Here is a 16,960-nt window from a genome sequence, read left to right as displayed (position 1 = left end):
GAACAGATTACCTTCATCCACCCAGCTTTGAGTTAATGTGGCTTGTTCACTGTAATTAGTAAGTTGAATTCCGACGGACTTTTTATCACTAGGAAAAATAATTCGTGTTCCTTGTAAAACAAGACTTGCACTTGTTTGGAAGCTAAAAAATAGTAATGTAGCGAACCCTGTAATTTTAATGAATCCCACCATGGTATTTTCCTTGTTAATTATATGACATCACAACTGTTGCCGTACTTGAGACTTGCCCTTGAGTGACACTATTTGTGTTGTATGCATGGTAATAAGCTCCTAAATTTACTGAAAAAGAAGGGGAGATTGGATTTCCCTTGAGGACAGAAAAAATATTTGTCGCTCCATTTTTAGCTGCCACACTATCTGAAAGCACTAACGGTGTATTGAGATTACTTGCGCTAACTAATCGGAAGCCAACGCCTTTAGCGCCTTGGCTAATGGTATTATTCAATGTTGCTTTATCATTTGAGAGCAAATTGCTACTGGATAAAAAAATAGATACATCACGAGAAGCATTACCGCCTGCTAAAAAGTCTTGGCAAGTAAAATTAAGTGTGAATGGCGTGTAGCCCGCTCTGGTTGCAGTTTTCACTGCATTGATGCTTACTGGGGGTAGCGAAACGACTAAACCTTGGTTAACAAAATTACAGGTAGTGAGGATTGGATTATAAGTTAAGGTAATTGGTTGTAAGTAGATATCATCGGCACTGGTTGGCCATTGTAGCGTTAACAGAAAAGTGACTAATTTGACTACAATATCTAATAACCACTGTAGAATTCCCAAGCTGGATGCATCAGAGGCGAGTACAATAGGGGTAACTGTGGCGGTGCTTCCTGATACTTCGACATAGTTGGTTCCGGGTTTAGTCGCAAGCAAATTAAATTGAACGGTAAAATTTGTATCGAGTTCACTACCTTGATGTACACCTTCCGTAAGGCCGATAACCCTATCTTTTTCTAATGCAGTGACTGTAATTGAGACAAACTGCTTTCCACCATTAAAACCAATAGTGGCGGTTCTACCTTGGAAAGGAGATGCGATACCAATAGAGTTAGGAAAAAGTATCCCTCTTGCAGTACAGGTAAAAGTTCCAGGGTAGATGGTTCTACTATTTTTACTAACTTGAGTCGATGTACTAGTGAGCTCTGTCGATAAATCAAAAGTAAGAGCGGGAGCCGTCACGGTAGAAGTTTGTCTACAATGCGCTGAGGAATACTGGCTGTAAGCCAATATACTGGAAAGCATCAGTGCTAAAGTGATTTTTTTCATCATATTTTCCTTTATCGACAGAGGTTTTTGTTCTTATCCATCGTGTTGAGTAGCGGCTCGATAACACATGTCTGTTTCCCTTTAAGCTTTATGTGCAATGCCATCGGTAATTGCTCACTTTTGATATACATCACGCCAGATTGACCGACATAACCAATACTCTGTTGTTTAGCATCTGTGATTTCTGTTCCAAAAGGTAAGCTATCGCCATTAGCAAGAGCGCCACGGATGATATAAGTTTGTCGAGTATCAGTTTCGAGTTTGATGTAACTTACCGCCCCTTGATATGGACTTACATTTGCCATATTACCGAGCACCTCAGCGCCTGCGGTTTTCTCTGTATCTGTCAAGGTATAGGTATTGGTTCTATAGGGGGTGGAGTTAGCGACTAAAACAACACCTTGTTGATTAGTTAAGGTGGTTTTATCGGCATTGACCATCATGTCACTGGCCATTGGTGCATCAATGATGGTGTAGGTCTGTCCTGTTTCCCCTGAAAAAACAATATGTCCAGGAATAGCAACCAGAGTTCCTTTGGCGCCTAAACCCGTTTGGCGGTAATTATTGGCCTCTGTGTAAGATCCTGAAAGTGTGCTAGAGGGAAGCTGATAGCTGACGTTCCCACCAACTAAGTTATTACCACCGCTTTGGTTCGTTGCAGTTAGCGTATAATTGACGTGGTCATTTTTACCTGCAATACCACTGACACTCAGCGTAGTTTGTTGATAACGAGAGTCGGTGAAATAGCTTCCCATACTAATATTGGCGCGTTTTTCAAATAAAGAAAAAGGAACACTAAAGTTGGCATAAATACGAGTTTCTTCTTCTTCGCTGTCGTAATTGCGAACACGTGAAACAGACGCACTATAGGAAATATCGTTATAATTGTTTGCGTAACCGGCTTGATATTCACGGCTATTACCGTTTGCATTCCAATAATCACGGTGTGTACCCGATATGAATACCGAACCATAACCATCAGCTAATTGTTGGTTTAAATTCAACGTAAATGTATTTTTAGCACGTGAACCACGTAAAGCGTCATAATTAGTGAGTGAAAGCTCAGGTGGAATATTATTGCCGAGTTTTTCTGATAACTGGTCTTGATAAGCTTTCCAAGCGCGATAATTATCTTGGGAATAAATGGCATCAATAAAGCTATAGTAACCACTTGTGGAATAACGATATGACGCCAAGGTTAAATTGGTCGATGTTGCATTAATATATTTGTTATAAGTCAGGCGGTAGCTTTGCCCACTGTGATTTCCTGAATCCAATTTAGTATTTGCTTGCGTAATGTCAGCTGAAATGGCTCCAAAACTAAAATTCCAACCACTCCCTATAACGCCAGAATAGTATTTTTCGCTAAATAGCATTCCTGCATAAAGCGTCACTAAATTATTTAACCCATAGTGAAACTCACCTTGAGTAAATTTGGGTTGATAATGGGTATTGTCAATTTTAGTTTGCCCAGCAATGAGGCTGTAATTATAAACGCCCTGTTTGAGCATGTCAGGTACAGCAGAATAGGGCACAGTAAAGGTTTCTTGCCTTCCATCAGCTTCTTGGACAACGACGAATAAGTCACCTCCACCAGCACTAGGCTGAAGGTCATTAAATGCAAACTCACCAGGGGGAACGCTTTCTTGATAAACCAGATTATTATTTTGGTACACGCTGACTAAGGCATTTGTTTGAGCGACACCGCGTATAATAGGTACAAAATTTTGACTTGAATTTGGCAACATACTAGCTTCTGTTGCCAATGCAATCCCTCGAACTCGAATACTATTAAATAGGACTGCGGGTGTATAAAAATCACCTAATTTCAACCCGGATTTGATTGCACTAAGAGGACGATAAATATAACGGGTATTGTTTTTCCATTTTTGGCTACTATGAGAGCTATGTCGATAGCTGGATTCATCTCTAAATTGCCAAGCGCCTAAATTAACGCCTGAATTTAAGGTAGCAAAAAAATTGTCACTGCTGGTTTTAGAGTTTTTTTTCTCTTTGTAACTATAATAATTTGTATTATAAGAAAAAATAATTGCAGGTTCGCCATAATTCCAGAGACTGGGGTCAACATAGTTAGCTTCGAGTTGTTTCAGAGCGACTTGAGGGACGGTAATATCGAGTCGTAGGTCGTTGATATTGAATTTATATTTTATATTGGCCACTAAATCATCAATAGGAATAAATGGCTGTTGTTTGGTTTGTTCAATCACCTCAGAAGATAAATTCAGGTTTAATTTCTGCACATCATCAGCAGCAAGGCTAATCAGTTTACCATCATTATTGATATCAATTTCAAATTGGCCTTTCCAACTATTATTTACATAAAGCTCGGCTAATTGTTTACCTGATGGAATTTTACTGTCGGTATAGAATCGTGAAATATCTCCTTGTGCAGATTTACCTACCAATAGGGAAGTCTCAAACTCGTCCGCTATTGAGTTCTTTTGATAACTTTGTAGTCCTATTAAGATTAGGAGGTAGAGATAGTTTTCTTTTTTCACGATGATTTCTTCTATTAAAGTTTAATGTTTTTAGATTTGAAAACACCATAGTCATCCACATACATTAAAATAAGATCGTGGTTTTTCATTGTTCCTTTAATAGGTAATTCTTTTTCAGACATAGGGGCAATCATCGCAGAATCAATTAATGAATTATTTTTATCGTCCGATGGTGTGATAGCTGCAATAGTTAAATGGTATTGCGAGTTATTTTTAACTAATATGTTATTATTTTTAATCTGGTAGCTCGCATGATTAATTATTTCATCGGAGGATTCGGTTAGCCCAATAGGACGATAAAAAATTTTAATTCGTGAGCGTGTGGCTAGCTGAATTGCATTCTTGCCTTTAGCAGATTCTGGAGTTTTAGGGATATCTAAAACATTTAAGAAAAATACACTTTCAACATTGTCAGGAAGTTTTCCGGGTATTTTTTTTATTTTTAATTGCTGACCTTGTAAACCTTCAATTTTAACAATAGGAGGGGATAAATAAAAAGGCGCTTCAGAATTCTCAGGTGTGGAATTTTCATCACCGTTATCAATCCATGACTGAACAAGAGACGATGTTTTGCTATTATTGGTTAATTGTACAGTAATACTATCAGCGTCAGCAGAATATATAATTCGAGTGCCTGTAATAATAACATTAGAAAATGTTGAGCTCGAAAATAAAATAGTGAGTAATAAAACTAGAGTTTTCATAATAGTATCCATTTAAAGCCAGGCTAATAAAAGCCTGGCTAAGTCATAATTATAAATAGGAAACTGTATATATTACATTTGATTGCAAAAGACCGACTTTGGCAGCAGTTGCATTAGTTTTATAATAACTGGCAATTAAATTGAGTGTAGCTCCTGTTGCACCACCAGTGTCAGCCCCTGTAAGGTTAGTATCAAAGGCCACATTGAGTGGAATTGCGGTTGTTGGAGTGCTGGTTTTAGATAAACTAAATCCAACATTTTTAGCAACGGAAGCATCATTTTCATTGACGGAAGTATTCACTAAATACAAACCGGAAGGGGAAATATTACTTGATGAATAAAAGTGTAATTTCAGATTACTTACAGGAGTGCTCGCAGGTGCGCAATCAGAGAAAGTTAAAGAAAATTGTTTTTGATTTTTAGAAATAACCGTCGCAGCAGTGGTCCCTGCATCTGTTACGGTTATTGGGTCAAGAACAACAGTCATATCGGCACTATTTCCGCCATTAATAGTACAAGTTGTATCGCTTATTGCTCCAGAAATTGAAATAATTCCTCCAGCACTATTAGTTATTGCAAGTGCTGAACCTGATATAACAGATAACGAAAGTAAAGACAGAGGTAGTATATATCTAGACATAATTAACCCCATAAGGTCAAAGTAAAATAAAGTGATATAACTTTGATTAACAGCCAAATGTAAATTAGCTGTGTTATTTTATGCTAGATATAAAATATATTTTTTTCAAATTAAAAGTCAAAAAAATATTTAATGAGATTAATGTCTTTTTTATATATATGAATTTAATGTGATATTGTTTTTCTAATTATTTCAATGTGACTCGTAATAAGTGTAATTTTTTAATGATCAGTAGTTTATCTTTTTGAGTATTTTTTGTTGTGCATGTTATTGTGACAAGGATAAAGGTAAATTAACTTAACAATAAACAAAAGTTACATTAATTTGTGGAATCAAATAAAATTTAATTTATAAAAAATTAATTGATAATAAAATGGCAAGTCATAGTTAATGACTTGCCATTGAGATATAATCTTATCTTATAAGCTTGGCAGGAAGGTCGTAAATACAGGCATAAAAGTGACTAAGAGTAATACGATAATTAATGTTAAGAATAATGGCATAACTTCACGAATAAAATCAGAAATACGTACACCAGTAATCGATGTGGCAACAAACATGACTGTTCCCATTGGTGGTGTTAAACAGCCGATAGCTAAATTAAGGATCATGACAATACCAAAATGGATAGGGTCAATTCCTAAAAGTTTTACCGTAGGCATTAATAATGGAACAAGAACAATAATTGCGGCGTTACCTTCAATAAACATACCTAAAATTAAGAGCACAGCATTGACAATCATTAAGAAAACATATGGATTGTCAGAGAAATTGGTCATCATTTTGGCGACATCTTGTGCCACTTGCTCATTCGTCAATACCCAAGCTAGTGCAGAACAAGTCATGATAATCAACATAATACTTGCTGTAGAACGCGCTGTTTCTAAAAATGAGGCGGCAATGTCTTTTAACTTCATTTCGCGATAAAAGAAAGTACCAATTATAATAACGTAAAGTACAGCTATCGCACCCGCTTCGGTCGGTGTAAAGATCCCAAAGCGAATTCCACCAATAATAACAAGCACTAAAAGGAAAGCAGACATCGCCCCTTTACCTGTTTGGTAAACTTCAGCAAATGTAGGAGCTTTATCTCTAGCAGGTTTGTATCCACGTTTTTTTGCAATAAGATAAATGGCAAACATTAAAGCAACGCAGCACATTAAACCTGGAATGATCGCGGCCATGAACATCTTGCCAATAGAAACATCAGCAACAAATCCATAGATGATTAATGCAATACCGGGTGGAATAATAGGTGTTATTAATGACCCTGCAGCGGTAACAGCGGCAGAGAAGCTTTTCCCATAACCTAATTTGGTCATCTCGGGCACTAGCATTTTAGATAACATTGCACAGTCAGCAAGGTTAGATGCAGAAAGCCCACCCATCATTGTACTTAATAATACGTTAGATTGGGCAAGTCCCCCTGGATAGTGACCAGACAGTGTGCCAGTAAATTTTAACATTCGGCTAGTGATACCGGTGTAATTCAAAAGGTTACCTAACAGAATGAAAAAAGGGATTGCGAGTAATGTGACATTTTCTCCTGCCCCAATAATGCGCTGCACGGCAATAAGAGGAGAGATATCACCGACAGAAAAGAAATAAGTGAGCAATGCAATAAGCACACTTAAAAAAATAGGAACATTAATTAAAAAGCAAAATATTAATACGATACAGGCGATAACTACTGACATGGTTTATCTCCTTTTATTAATTTACTCATGTCTTCCAGTAAATGTTGAATAGAAAATAACACCATGATGGATGCACCAATAGGAACAGAAAGGTCGATATAGTAATAAGAAACACCAATAATTGGTGTTATTTTATCTTCTGCGATAATCGAGAGTTCATATCCAAGATAGCCAAAAATTGATAAAGCAATAATGGCCATAATATGAGTGATAACCGCGATAGCTAATTGTACTTTTTCAGGAAATAAAGAGGTAATTGCATCAATACTGACATGCATTCTTTTACCCGCAGCGGATGCTGCACCAATCATCACCAACCAAATGTAGCAAATGATTAAAACTTCCTCACTCCACATTAAAGGGTCATTAAGAAGCCAGCGCATGAATACAGCAAGAATAGTAATAATGACAATAGCGGCAACGGCAAGTGATGCCACTATATCACTTAATTTCCCCAGAAATTTAAACATAAAAGATCCTTGCGAGAACAATAGTTAACCGTTTGTGTTGTTAAAATATTGGCGGTGAGTACCGCCAAGTCATAGGGTTAATTATTAATAATATCTTGAGTTTGTTGATATAAGTTCGCAGACCATTCAGGGAACTCATTATAGAAAGGTTTAGATTTTTCTTTGAAGAGCGCTCTATCTACTTCAACAACCGTGACGCCTTCACTTTTCATTTTTTCAATAATTTCTTTTTCTTGTTGTAGGACTAGATCTGTTAAGAATTGCCCAGCTTCATTGCCTGATTCAACTAAAGCCTGTTGAATATTTTCGGGTAATTTATCATAAGTTTTACTGCCCATGACTAAGTTGGTCACGTTCTCTACATGGCCCGTTAGGATCAAGAACTTAGCTGCTTCATGGTGTTTTTGCCCATATAGCACTGGGATTGGGTTCTCTGCGCCATCAATAATTTTAAGATTAAGTGCAGTATAAACTTCGGCTAAAGGTAATGGTGTGGGTGTGGCACCCATTGCCTCTAAACCTTTAATTTGAATTTTATTATTGGGAACGCGAATTTTTAAACCTTTTAGGTCATCTGGGGTTTGGATCATTTTATTGGCTAAAATATGGCGTGAACCATATAGCCAATCTTTAGAAATGACATGAAGGCCTTTTTTATCTAATTGTTGTTCTAAAGAACCATACCAAGGCGAGGCGTTCAATTTAAAAATATCTTTATAAGATAGCCCTAAATATGGTCCAAACATAATGCCGTAATCAGGTACATAATCAGAGAAGAAGGCACCATCCGCTAAAGTAATTAATGGGCTACCTAACTTCATTTGTTCGATGACATCTTTTTTAGAACCTAATTGCGAACTTGGATAAGGGATTAATTCACCTTCACCATTGGTTTTTTCATTGAATTTTTTTGCCCATTCGTGGATAGCTAAGTCAAATGGCTCTCCGGGGTTATTTTCATAAGCAACTTTTAGCTTATATTTAGCATCTGCAAATGCTGCTCCTGTCATGCTGCCCATTAATAGCATTGTGCTGAGTGTTAAGCTAAGAAGTGTTTTTCCGTTTAATGTGCTCAGTTTCATAAATGTATCTCCTGTAGGGGGATTTATTGTTTTAAGTATTTATTATTTCTTTCTAACAAACGTATTTTTTGCGTAGCATTGATTCTGTACCATTACTCAGAATTTCAGTAACTTTCTGGCTCACATCATCCTGTAATTTCGGTATTTCGTTGAGGTCTAATCCCCATAAATCAGACATCGCTAGCACATTTTCAGTAAGTTGTTTTACATTTGAGTCATAGAGTTCATTCCAAGCTTTAAAGCGTTCCAGTAAATAATCATCATCATTTAAAGGAATGATTTTCCCAGCCTGCTCTCCTCGGTAGAAAACAATCAACGCAGCAAGTGAAAATGAAATGCAATAAGGGATTTTATTGTATTGATTAACGTAAGAGATTAATTGGGGTAATAAGCGAGTTTTAAATTTAGTTAGTGAGTTAAGCGAAATTGAGATTAATTCATGTTCTATATATGGGTTATTAAAACGGTCAATCACTGCGGAAGCAAAAGCTGCGAGCTCCGAAGGGCTTTGAGATAAAACAGGAATAACTTCATTATCAATTAAATTTTTAATGAAAGATAAGAAAATGGGGTTGGTAGTGACATCACGAACAGTTCTAATGCCTGCTAAGTAAGCAACGGGGACCATCGCAGTGTGTGCACCATTCAAAATTGCCACTTTACGCTCTTTATAGGGTTTTATATCGTCGACAACTTTGATATTTAATGGTAATTCATTTAGTTTTAGTTTTTGCTCTAATACTTTTGGTCCTTGAATGACAAACAAATAGAAATATTCAGCTGTGACGAGAAAATCGTCTTTATAACCTAATTCTTTTTCTAGTTTTTCAATTTCATTTTTTGGATAGCCAGTAACAATTCTATCGACTAACGTAGAACAAAACGTATTACTGTCATTTAGCCAAGCAATAAAATCTGCGGGAAGTTTCCAGTCTTGCGCATGTTTATTCACAAATTCTTGTAACTTGTCGCCATTATAGTCAATTAACTCACATGGGATGATGATTAACCCTTTACTGTTATCGCCATTAAAATATTGAAAGCGGTGAAATAAAAATTGCGTAAGTTTAGCCGGGAAACTACTTGCCGGTGTATCTTCTAGGCGTACATCGTGCTTATATACGATCCCTGCTTCAGTTGTGTTAGAGAATACCCATTGCAAGTCAGGATTTTCTGCACACTTTAAAAATTTATCATATTCAGAGTAAATAAGTATTTCACGATTAACGGAATTAATTATTCTTATATTAGAAACGCTTTGTTTTTGTTCATTAATTCCCCTGGTGATGGCGGTATAAAGTCCATTTTGTTGATTAATTGAGGGATGTGATGAGTCAATTGGCCTAACAATAGTAATACCACTATTGAAGTCTGTTTTTTCATTCAGTTGGTCAACCATCCAGTCGATAAAAGCACGTAGAAAATTACCTTCTCCGAATTGTAGAATTCTTTCTGGGTATTGCTTGTTAGCCATTGACTGTCGATTTAAGTAATCCATGACCATTCCTCTAGTTATTATGTGTATTAATCATCTGGTGTTGACTCAGACTAGAAGTATTTTTTTCTATGGACTATTAATTGAATCAATTTTGTGGAATGAATGGCTTTTTGATGTTTTTAATGTGTTTTTTATCAGTTAAAAACAGATGAATTATTGATGGATTAAATGTATTTAATAAATATTTATTTTAATTAATTGAAAAATAACAAATATTTTTTGTTGTTATAATTTTGAATAATAATAATTTTATAATTAAGTTGTTTTTTTTACTAAAAAATTCAGGTTTTATTTGATGTGTATAATTATCGAGAAAATGAAAGGCTGTTGTTGGCCATCCATTGGCCTAGCATGTTGGTGCTATTTATTCATACGTTTGCTGTATGGAATTGATCATCGTTCGTTTAGCGGTATCTAAATGGTGACGAAGTTCATTCATCGCAACAATGTCATTACGGCTAATTAAAGCACTTAAAATGGTCATATGTTCTTCAATTGCCAGTACATTTCTTTCTTTTAAGTCAGATTCATCCCACTGGTATTGAAAGTGAAATATCACAGTGATGATTTCAAGAGACTGATTAAAAAATGGGTTGTTCGCACCCGATAAAATAAGACTATGTAGCTCATAATCGAGTTGAGAAAAGTCGCGGTAATTGATAGTCACCGTTTCGCGCAGTGTTCTATGCTTGAGTAATAGCTCTTTCGCTAAAATCCAACGATGGTCATCTGCGGGTAAATTTAAAAAGTGAGTAAGGGCGTTGGTTTCCAGTAATTCTCTGAACTCAAACAGCTTTTCTGCATATTCACGTGAAAACTTCATCATATGCCAATTTCCTCGGTGGGTGTTTTTAATTAACCCATAACGAGAAAACTCCACTAAAAACTCTCGGACAACGCTAGAGCTCACATGGCTTTTTTTCGCCAATTGTAACTCAGTAAAAGTATCTCCAGGCATCAACTCTTTGCGTTTTATCATTTGGTAAAACGCTTTTTCGAATAAGACGATTTGTTGATCTGGAAGGCTTGACTCAACTGGGAAAAAATCAGTTTTATTGGGATAGCGAATGACATGGTATTCATTCCCTTGTTTTTCAATGATTTTCTTTTCTAGTAAATATTCAAGGGTATGTCTAACGGTGGTTCGACTGATATTAAACATTTCCGCTAAAGAAGATTGTGATGGGAAGGGAGACGTTAATAAATTTTTATGAATCGCATCTAAAAATTCGTTAATTGACCCATAACGTATATTTTTACTCCTTACCATTTAAATGCCCCTTAAGCTGTTTTTTATTCTTTAAAGACCGATTTAAAACCGATTTAAAAACATTTAATCACAAAATTTGGTTGCTAAGTATCTAGTCTATGTTTTTTAAATTAAAAAAGACAGATAAATTGATGGAGGAAAATATGAAACAATTGATTTGCCAGGAACCTAAAAAATTAGTCTACCAAGAAGTCGCTGAACCTACAGCTCAAGTTGGGCACGTAAAAATAAAAATACATGCAGTTGGAATATGTGGAACTGATATTCACGCATGGGGAGGAAATCAGCCATTTTTCCAGTATCCACGTGTATTAGGCCATGAAATTTCTGGAACTATTTGTGAGGTTGGTTCTGATGTCACTCAATGGAAAGTAGGGCAACGTGTTGCCGTGATGCCTTATGTGGCTTGCTATGAGTGTGGGGCTTGCAAAAGTGGTAAAACAAATTGCTGTGAAAAAATTTCGGTGATTGGTGTTCATGAAGATGGTGGTTTTTGTGAGTTCTTAAACGTCCCACAAAACAATGTGTTAGCCATTGCGGATACCGTTACTGATATTGATGGGGCGTTAATTGAACCTTTTTCGATTAGTGCTCATGCCGTGAGGCGTGCACAAGTTAAGCCTCAAGATACTGTTCTAGTCGTAGGGGCGGGTCCGATAGGGCTTGGTGTCGCTGCGATTGCTAAAGCGGACGGTGCTAACGTATTAGTTGCTGATACCAGTGAGGCACGTCGCCAACATGTTGAAAAGGTATTAGGTTTAAAAACGTGTGACCCAGCGGCTGAAAACTACTTATCAAGTATTGAAAGCCATTTTTCAGGCATGCTTGCAGAGAAAGTCATTGATGCAACGGGGAACCAACACGCAATGAACACTGCAGTGAATTTAATTCGTCATGGCGGTTTGATCGTGTTTGTTGGGCTATTTAAAGGTAATTTATCGTTTCCAGACCCTGATTTTCATAAGAAAGAAACAACAATGATGGGGAGTCGTAATGCAACGCTTGAAGATTTTAATAAAGTTGCAAGGTTGATGGCGGAAGGGAAACTCGCGAGTGAAATGATGCTAACTCATCAATTTGATTTTAATTCTATTGGTGATAGTTATGAGCAAGACGTGATTAATAACCGTGAGCTAATTAAAGGTGTTATCTTATTTTAATACACATCAAGCCATTTAATCAGTAAAAAACACCCACACAAAACAGTCGAATTGTGTGGGTGTGAAAATTCAATAAGTTACCGGATTAACGTTTTAATGATTCCGATAATTCATTTTTCATGACAGACAGTATGTCTCTAACAACGCGTGGGCTACCTGCGACTAAGTTACCAGATGCGATGTAATTATGGCCGCCAATAAAGTCAGTCATAATACCGCCAGCTTCACGCATGATCAGCTCACCACCTAAGAAGTCCCAAGGTTTTAAGCCAATTTCAAAGAATGCATCAACACGACCAGAAGCAACATAGCATAGGTCTAATGCGGCAGAACCCGTACGACGGAAATCAGCACATTTGTCGAACATTGCAGTCATGATATTCATATATACCGCAGCGTGTTGTTTTTGTTTGAAAGGGAAACCTGTCGCAACGATAGCGCCATCAAGGTCGCGTTTTTCATCGATACGAATACGATAACCGTTAAGCTGAGCGCCTTGTCCACGTACTGCGCTAAATAATTCATTACGCATTGGGTCGTAAACAACAGCAACTTCTGTACGGCCTTTAACGCGTACAGCGATAGAGACAGAAAAATGAGGGAGGCGTTTTGTGAAGTTGGTAGTGCCATCCAGTGGATCGATTACCCATTGAATATCATCATCTTTACCAATTAACTCACCACTTTCTTCAGTGATAATCGTGTGGTCTGGATATGACTTGCGGATGATTTCAATAATCAGCTGCTCAGATTCATGGTCAACGTTAGTAACGAAATCGTTAGTGCCTTTCTGAGTGACTTTGATATTGCTAGGCATTTCATAGTTTTTAGCTATGTGATTACCGGCCTTACGTGCTGCACGTATGGCGATGTTAAGCATCGGATGCATGGGCTTTTTCCACTGGAATGTTAAAGAACGAAAAACTTGAGTGCCGAAGTATATAGATGTTCGTCACAATAAGCAATTTTGTGTTAAGCTATTGCGATAATTTTTTCATGAAACGTATAAACCATGTTAGATAATATCCGTATTGTTCTTGTTGAGACCTCACACACTGGTAATATGGGCTCAACGGCCCGTGCAATGAAAACCATGGGGCTTTCTAATCTCTATCTTGTTAATCCTCTTGTTGAACCAGACTCACACTCTATTGCGCTTTCTGCGGGGGCGAGTGATGTTATTGGTAATGCAACAATCGTTAAAACCCTCGATGAAGCCTTAGAAGGTTGTAAGCTAGTGATCGGCACCAGTGCTCGTTCTCGCACCTTATCTTGGCCAATGGTTGAGCCGCGTGAATGTGGCGTTAAATCTGTAGAGCAATCGAAGGAATCTCCCGTTGCTATCGTTTTTGGCCGCGAGCGAGTGGGTTTGACCAACGAAGAACTACAAAAATGTCAGTATCATTTATATATCCCCACGAACCCAGAATACGGCTCTTTGAATTTAGCGATGGCGGTTCAACTGGTGAGTTATGAGATACGCATGGCGTATCTTTCAATGGATGAAAAAAATACGGTAATTTCAACAGATGATGAGGTAGAATACCCGCCATCAGAAGACGTTGAGCGTTTTTATGTTCACCTTGAAAGCGTGTTGAATGAATCGGGTTTTATTCGTAAAGCACACCCTGGCTTAATTATGAATAAGTTACGTCGGTTATTCACACGTGCACATATTGAAACCCAAGAGTTACATATCCTGCGGGGTATTTTAACGTCAATGGAAAAATGGGCGAAAAAGTGAGGCGAAATCCACGGTAAAAACAGGCAAATAATACTTGAGTAAATTAGTCAGGTAAATAGTTGACTAAATTACTCAGGAATGTCACAATCTGACCATAATTTACCATGGAGTAATATGTTATGAGACTCACTTCCAAAGGGCGTTACGCAGTAACTGCGATGTTAGATGTCGCATTACACTCTCAGTCAGGTCCAGTGCCTTTAGCTGATATTTCTGAACGTCAGGGGATTTCCCTCTCTTATCTTGAGCAACTTTTTTCTCGTTTACGTAAAAACGAGTTGGTTTCGAGTGTGCGCGGTCCAGGCGGTGGTTATTTGCTTGGTAGAGACGCAGACCAAATCTTTGTTGCTGAAGTAATCGCTGCGGTAGATGAATCTGTTGACGCCACCCGCTGTCAGGGGAATAAAGAAGGTTGCCAAAATGGCGACCGCTGCTTAACTCACGCATTATGGCGTGATTTAAGCGATAGAATTACAAGTTTCCTTAGCAGCATTAGCCTTGATGAATTGGTTAAAAACCAAGAAGTCATGGTTGTTGCTGATAGACAAGATAACGAACAGCGTAAAACCATGCCTAATGGGATTACACCTGAATCGATTATCAATGTACGTGCTTAAAAATATTAAAAAAATTGCAGTCGGTACACCTCGGTGAGTTGTTAGACGAAGAGCTAATTTCCGCCATTTGTATCTTTAAAAATTAAAGGCAAGTTACCTTGTCCTTTGGAGTAAGTGAGCAATGAAATTACCAATTTATCTTGATTATTCAGCAACAACACCGGTTGACCCGCGTGTGGCTGAAAAAATGATGCAATGTTTAACAATGGATGGGAACTTTGGTAACCCAGCGTCCCGTTCTCATCGTTTCGGCTGGCAAGCGGAAGAAGCGGTAGATATTGCTCGCAATCAAATCGCCGAATTAGTGGGCGCTGACCCACGTGAAATCGTGTTTACTTCAGGCGCAACTGAGTCTGATAACTTAGCGATTAAAGGCGCTGCTAATTTCTATAAAAAGAAAGGCAACCACATTATTACCTGTAAAACGGAACATAAAGCCGTTTTAGATACCTGCCGCCAATTAGAGCGTGAAGGTTTTGAAGTGACTTACTTGTCACCGCAAAGCAACGGTTTAATTGCTATGCAAGACCTACAAGACGCTATCCGTGAAGACACCATTTTAATTTCTATTATGCATGTTAATAATGAAATTGGTGTGGTGCAGGATATCGAAGCTATTGGTGAATTATGCCGTAGTAAAGGGATTATTTTCCACGTTGACGCAACTCAAAGCGTGGGCAAATTGCCCATCGACCTGAATGCGTTAAAAGTTGATTTAATGTCATTTTCTGCGCACAAACTCTATGGCCCAATGGGTATTGGGGCACTGTATGTCCGTCGTAAACCACGTGTTCGCCTTGAAGCACAACAGCACGGTGGTGGTCATGAGCGCGGTATGCGTTCTGGGACATTACCTGTACACCAAATCGTTGGTATGGGCGAAGCTTACCGTATTGCCAAAGAAGAAATGGCTGCGGAATCTGAACGCTTACGCGGTTTACGGTTACGTTTGTGGAACGGCATTAAAGATATCGAAGAAGTTTACCTCAATGGTGATTTAGAACACGGTGCGCCGCACATTCTGAACGTCAGCTTCAACTATGTTGAAGGTGAATCACTGATGATGTCATTAAAAGATTTGGCTGTATCTTCAGGTTCTGCATGTACTTCTGCAAGCCTAGAACCTTCTTATGTACTGCGCGCTTTAGGGATGAATGATGAGCTGGCACATAGCTCAATCCGTTTCTCTTTAGGTCGTTTCACGACAGAAGAAGAAATTGACTATGCAATCAAAATGATTCATGGCGCAATTGGCCACTTACGCGAGCTGTCTCCTTTATGGGAAATGTTCAAAGACGGCGTAGATCTTAACAGCATCGAATGGTCTCACCATTAATCAGACGGTTTCAGGAGTTTAAAAATGGCTTACAGTGAAAAAGTTATCGATCATTATGAAAACCCACGTAACGTTGGTTCGTTTGACAACAGCGACCCAAGCGTCGGTAGCGGTATGGTAGGTGCACCTGCCTGTGGTGACGTCATGAAATTACAGATTAAAGTAAATGATGACGGCATTATTGAAGATGCACGTTTTAAAACTTATGGTTGCGGTTCAGCAATTGCATCAAGTTCACTGGTGACTGAGTGGATGAAAGGCAAAAGTTTGGATGAAGCGGAGTCAATCAAAAATACAGCAATTGCAGAAGAGTTAGAATTACCACCAGTGAAAATTCACTGTTCAATTCTAGCGGAAGATGCAATTAAAGCTGCTATTGCTGATTACAAAAGCAAACGCCAAAGCAAATAAGTTTTTAATCAGTCTATAGGGCAACCCATATTAATCAATAACAACAAGTTATCGTCCTATAACTGGAACAATACTCATGCCATCTAGGCTAAACATCGCTGAGTTTCTTAGCTTAGAAATCGGGTGGGTATAAAATAATTTGAAGGCGGATGCGACTCATGAGTAGCATCTGCCTTGTTTGTTTCTAAAGTGAGGTTTGCAATGTCTATTTCTCTTACAGAAAGTGCTGCGCAGCGTATTCAATCCTTTCTGCAAAATCGTGGAAAAGGCGAAGGCTTGCGTTTAGGTGTAAGAACTTCAGGTTGTTCAGGAATGGCTTATGTTCTTGAATTCGCCGATATAATCAATGAAGAAGACACAGTTTTTGAAGATAAAGGCGTGAAGGTCATCGTCGATGGCAAGAGCATTGTTTATCTTGATGGTACTGAGCTGGATTTCGTTAAAGAAGGCTTAAACGAAGGGTTTAAATTTAATAATCCTAACGTCAATAGTGAATGCGGATGCGGTGAAAGTTTTCACGTATAATG

At 38.0% G+C, this 16,960-nt stretch carries 17 protein-coding genes; 6 read left to right on the top strand and 11 right to left on the bottom strand.

The annotated features are described in order from the left end of the window. From PSF67_RS06470 to PSF67_RS06425, 10 genes are all read right to left on the bottom strand, one after another. Positions 1-192: fimbria/pilus periplasmic chaperone (locus tag PSF67_RS06470; protein ID WP_272676659.1), on the bottom strand; the 192-nt coding region annotated here is incomplete at its 3' end. Between the two features lie 13 nt (positions 193-205). Next, a complete protein-coding gene (locus PSF67_RS06465) occupies positions 206-1,288 on the bottom strand; it encodes a fimbrial protein (protein ID WP_272676658.1) in 1,083 nt (360 codons plus the stop codon). An 8-nt stretch (positions 1,289-1,296) separates the two neighbouring features. Then, positions 1,297-3,804, bottom strand: coding sequence for a fimbria/pilus outer membrane usher protein (locus PSF67_RS06460; RefSeq protein WP_272676657.1), 2,508 nt, complete (start codon positions 3,802-3,804; stop codon positions 1,297-1,299). A 14-nt stretch (positions 3,805-3,818) separates the two neighbouring features. After that, positions 3,819-4,508: a fimbrial biogenesis chaperone gene (locus PSF67_RS06455; RefSeq protein ID WP_272676656.1), complete on the bottom strand. Its 690-nt coding sequence runs from the start codon at positions 4,506-4,508 to the stop codon at positions 3,819-3,821. 49 nt (positions 4,509-4,557) lie between these two features. Next, complete coding sequence (locus tag PSF67_RS06450; protein WP_036958998.1) at positions 4,558-5,148, bottom strand: fimbrial protein; 591 nt, start codon at positions 5,146-5,148, stop codon at positions 4,558-4,560. A gap of 419 nt (positions 5,149-5,567) precedes the next feature. Continuing rightward, a complete protein-coding gene (locus tag PSF67_RS06445; RefSeq protein WP_102137540.1) occupies positions 5,568-6,845 on the bottom strand; it encodes a TRAP transporter large permease in 1,278 nt (425 codons plus the stop codon). Next, positions 6,836-7,315: a TRAP transporter small permease gene (locus PSF67_RS06440; protein WP_004264924.1), complete on the bottom strand. Its 480-nt coding sequence runs from the start codon at positions 7,313-7,315 to the stop codon at positions 6,836-6,838. The genes PSF67_RS06445 and PSF67_RS06440 overlap by 10 nt, the downstream gene beginning before the upstream one ends. Positions 7,316-7,392: 77 nt before the next feature. After that, positions 7,393-8,397 (bottom strand): C4-dicarboxylate TRAP transporter substrate-binding protein, encoded by a 1,005-nt coding sequence (locus tag PSF67_RS06435; protein WP_272676655.1) that lies wholly within the window; start codon positions 8,395-8,397, stop codon positions 7,393-7,395. A 52-nt stretch (positions 8,398-8,449) separates the two neighbouring features. Then, a complete protein-coding gene (locus PSF67_RS06430; protein ID WP_430442318.1) occupies positions 8,450-9,895 on the bottom strand; it encodes a tagaturonate reductase in 1,446 nt (481 codons plus the stop codon). A gap of 364 nt (positions 9,896-10,259) precedes the next feature. Further along, positions 10,260-11,165, bottom strand: coding sequence for a GntR family transcriptional regulator (locus tag PSF67_RS06425; protein ID WP_102137543.1), 906 nt, complete (start codon positions 11,163-11,165; stop codon positions 10,260-10,262). Between the two features lie 143 nt (positions 11,166-11,308). On the opposite strand from PSF67_RS06425, the gene PSF67_RS06420 reads away from it, so the two are divergent. Beyond that, positions 11,309-12,325: a zinc-binding alcohol dehydrogenase family protein gene (locus PSF67_RS06420; RefSeq protein ID WP_102137544.1), complete on the top strand. Its 1,017-nt coding sequence runs from the start codon at positions 11,309-11,311 to the stop codon at positions 12,323-12,325. 85 nt (positions 12,326-12,410) lie between these two features. Here the strand turns inward: PSF67_RS06420 and suhB are convergent, their stop codons facing one another. Beyond that, the gene (gene suhB / locus PSF67_RS06415) at positions 12,411-13,214 is read right to left on the bottom strand and encodes an inositol-1-monophosphatase (RefSeq protein ID WP_102137545.1); all 804 of its coding nucleotides are present in this window, start codon (positions 13,212-13,214) and stop codon (positions 12,411-12,413) included. A 123-nt stretch (positions 13,215-13,337) separates the two neighbouring features. Between suhB and trmJ the strand changes: the two genes are divergently transcribed. The 5 genes from trmJ (at position 13,338) to iscA (ending at position 16,958) form a co-directional block, all read left to right on the top strand. After that, on the top strand, positions 13,338-14,069 hold the full coding sequence (gene trmJ, locus PSF67_RS06410) for a tRNA (cytosine(32)/uridine(32)-2'-O)-methyltransferase TrmJ (protein WP_102137546.1): 732 nt from the start codon (positions 13,338-13,340) through the stop codon (positions 14,067-14,069). 119 nt (positions 14,070-14,188) lie between these two features. Further along, the gene (iscR, locus tag PSF67_RS06405) at positions 14,189-14,686 is read left to right on the top strand and encodes a Fe-S cluster assembly transcriptional regulator IscR (RefSeq protein WP_004264917.1); all 498 of its coding nucleotides are present in this window, start codon (positions 14,189-14,191) and stop codon (positions 14,684-14,686) included. A gap of 121 nt (positions 14,687-14,807) precedes the next feature. Continuing rightward, entirely contained in the window at positions 14,808-16,022 is a 1,215-nt protein-coding gene (locus PSF67_RS06400; RefSeq protein ID WP_004264915.1) for an IscS subfamily cysteine desulfurase, read from the top strand. A gap of 24 nt (positions 16,023-16,046) precedes the next feature. Further along, a complete protein-coding gene (iscU, locus tag PSF67_RS06395; protein WP_004264914.1) occupies positions 16,047-16,433 on the top strand; it encodes a Fe-S cluster assembly scaffold IscU in 387 nt (128 codons plus the stop codon). Positions 16,434-16,634: 201 nt separating this feature from the next. After that, the gene (iscA, locus tag PSF67_RS06390; RefSeq protein WP_004264913.1) at positions 16,635-16,958 is read left to right on the top strand and encodes an iron-sulfur cluster assembly protein IscA; all 324 of its coding nucleotides are present in this window, start codon (positions 16,635-16,637) and stop codon (positions 16,956-16,958) included. The last annotated feature ends 2 nt before the right edge of the window (positions 16,959-16,960 follow it).

Source organism: Providencia sp. PROV076 (genome assembly GCF_028483405.1).
Taxonomy (GTDB): domain Bacteria; phylum Pseudomonadota; class Gammaproteobacteria; order Enterobacterales; family Enterobacteriaceae; genus Providencia; species Providencia huaxiensis.
Note: the sequence above shows the minus strand (reverse complement) of the source record. Positions and strands in the feature narration are given on the sequence as shown.